This window comes from Peribacillus sp. (assembly GCF_059453735.1).
Window position 1 is genome coordinate 1 of sequence record NZ_JAZVJO010000102.1, and the last position, 2,581, is coordinate 2,581.

A 2,581-nucleotide genomic window follows, 5' to 3' on the forward strand; every position below is an offset into this window, starting at 1 on the left:
GGATGAAGCCTGCTGCGGCCATACCGCCGGCCGCGATACGCTGGCTGGTGGTGAGTTTCTCGCCGGTGACCGGGTCGATACCTTCTTCTGCTCTGATGTAATCATAATAGCCGGTGACCTCTCCAGTAAAGGTTTTCGTGCCGTCCCAGATTTTTTCTCCGACAGAGTGATTTTCGAGTTCTTCGATTTCTTTCATGATTTTCCTGTGCGCTTCCTGTTCTTTCTTGAAGCCTATGTATTCCTTCGTTTGGGCACTGATATCATCGCGGTTTCGGTAGGCTTCGCTTGTCAGGAAATCCGAGCTGTTGAAATGGATCGGGGAGATGTCGTTGCCGGAACGGGGCGCTTCTATCAATCCGTTCATCAGTTGAATGTTGTTCTGCATTTCCGCCCCTGAAGCCCCGTATTCCCCGATCAGCTGCTGTTCGACCAAATGGTTGTTAACGCTTCTCAGATCATCGGTCAGAAAAGGCATGACGACAGTGTCGCCTCCGATATTCTTCTCTTCCTGAACGCCTCCAATCTGGTCCAGAAATACTTCTCCTCACATGATAGTACAGACTAAATTCGAAATAATTGCATTATCATTATTTTGATTTATATAAATTCACTAAAAAAAGCACTTTTTGTCCATCGACAATCAAATGCTATAACAATTTAAAAACATATTTGAAATGAAATTATATAAATCAATTCTATAAACTTTAGATACTGACTTTGTGTAGATTCATATTGGCTAAATATATTGAATTCCACCAAAATCACACAGCTGGATTTGCTTCCATTAACAAGTCTTTAGGTAAACTTAATGAATCGTCAGCTTTTAAAACTCTTGGGGTGGGATTTTCATTTTTTATAAATGAAAATGTATAGTGTTCTATGCCATCAGTAATTTTAACAGTGAACAATACTTCATAATTCCCTTCAGGTATATCAATCCCGACTGTTTCCATTACTGAACCTACCTCTATGCCACCCCTTGCAACTTTAAAAGGCACAACAATCGCCCTTATTATTTCATCATCAGTTTCTATTTTTGCAGAAATTATTACGGTTATCTTACAATCTCCATCATTCGAAAGTGTACCAAAAGAAACTGAACCTTCTCTCCATGAAAACCCTTGATTCACATGAGTTTCATTCCAATCATTATAGGGATTATCGAGTCCATATTTAAACAAAGCAATCTGTGAATAATATATCTCTGAATCAAAAGTATACTCACTCATTTTCTATTCCCTCCATTACTTAAGTCTTATTTTTGTTCCATCTGGATAATTTCTTAACGTATTCCCTAATAAGCACCTACGCCACGATTATCAGTGGACTAACAGGTCTACTACTTGCACCCTTTCCACCCTCTTTAAACATCGCTGGCGGTTATCCATCTAGGTCTTTTCCTGAAACTTTATCAACAGCATTCAGGCTCTCTTTTTGCACCTGAACGGTCGATGGTTGATATTTCAGGATGACCTGCATCTTGTATATGCATACTTGTTTCAGGATATATACTGCTAGTAATAGTAACTTTAACATCAATACTTTCTCTTTCACTCCAATAAATCTTAACATTCTGACTTCTTGCTAACCTGCCGATTTCGATAATGCTGGCAATCATCAATCCGCTTGCCAATCCGGACTGATCCGTCGGCACTTCATTTCCGAGATAATCAGTACCTATCAGATTGCCTTAGATTTCTTCTGCGGCGATGAGTCCGTAGATCCCTTTTCTCGCGGTGCCGATGTAGGACATGCCGTTGCGCCTTTAGCCCTCATTAGGCCTAGGCGACAATCGGGATGAAGCCTGCTAATAATGTCTTGCTTAACAGCAACCGCATTGATGCTTTTTTATCTTGATTTCAAGAGTTTTTTTATTTTAATTAAAAATACTCATATGAATTTTCAAATCATATTTATCTTCTTCTGCCACATCCATCGCTGTTCGTATCACTTCAAAGAATGTTTTCCCATCAGTTGTTGCAAAATAGTTCGCAAGATTATTTACTTTGGAACTTATCTTATCCCCCCAAGGAGGTATTTGTGATAAATCATCAATATCCCATATAACATGTTCTTTAGAGCGTTTTGATAATTCCTGTTCAATTTCTATTAAATTAGCTTTTGCAACAGAAACATCATCCCAATTTAGTTTAACATTATACAAGTCATTCATAATTAAAGGATATTTTGTTCCCCATCCTTCTTTTTCTAAATGATATGAGATTGTGGAAAAGAAAGAATGTACAAAGCTGCTAGGACCTAATTCGTAATAAAAACAATCTACAAATATTCCTACTGTCATTTAATTTCACCTCTAATTCATCTAAAAAAATGTGGAACGTCAACAATAAGTTGGCCAAGAATTATAGGACTGTTGTTTGAACTCCATCGGTGATACATAGCCTAGTGTTCCATGGATGCGAATATTATTGAACCAATACACATAATCACTCAGTTCAAGAGCTAACTGGTTAAGGGAAGAAAAATAAGCTACGTTAGCGAATTCGGTCTTACATACCTTAAACATAGCTTCGGCCACGGCATTATCATAAGGACAGCCTTTCATGCTCAGTAATCGCTG

The 2,581-nt window shown here is 38.4% G+C and carries 5 protein-coding genes; all 5 read right to left on the reverse strand.

What is annotated here, in order from left to right; translation table 11 throughout:
* The coding region (locus AC52RT_RS03435) for a pre-toxin TG domain-containing protein (RefSeq protein WP_495539458.1) at positions 1–433 on the reverse strand (433 nt) is incomplete at its 3' end.
* A gap of 328 nt (positions 434–761) precedes the next feature.
* The gene (gene comJ, locus AC52RT_RS03440; RefSeq protein WP_495539459.1) at positions 762–1,229 is read right to left on the reverse strand and encodes a competence protein ComJ; all 468 of its coding nucleotides are present in this window, start codon (positions 1,227–1,229) and stop codon (positions 762–764) included.
* A gap of 182 nt (positions 1,230–1,411) precedes the next feature.
* Positions 1,412–1,654 (reverse strand): hypothetical protein, encoded by a 243-nt coding sequence (locus tag AC52RT_RS03445; RefSeq protein WP_495539460.1) that lies wholly within the window; start codon positions 1,652–1,654, stop codon positions 1,412–1,414.
* Between the two features lie 222 nt (positions 1,655–1,876).
* Positions 1,877–2,302: an immunity 70 family protein gene (locus tag AC52RT_RS03450; protein WP_495539461.1), complete on the reverse strand. Its 426-nt coding sequence runs from the start codon at positions 2,300–2,302 to the stop codon at positions 1,877–1,879.
* Positions 2,303–2,341: 39 nt separating this feature from the next.
* Positions 2,342–2,581 (reverse strand): IS3 family transposase (locus AC52RT_RS03455; protein WP_495539462.1); only part of this gene is annotated, 240 nt, incomplete at its 5' end.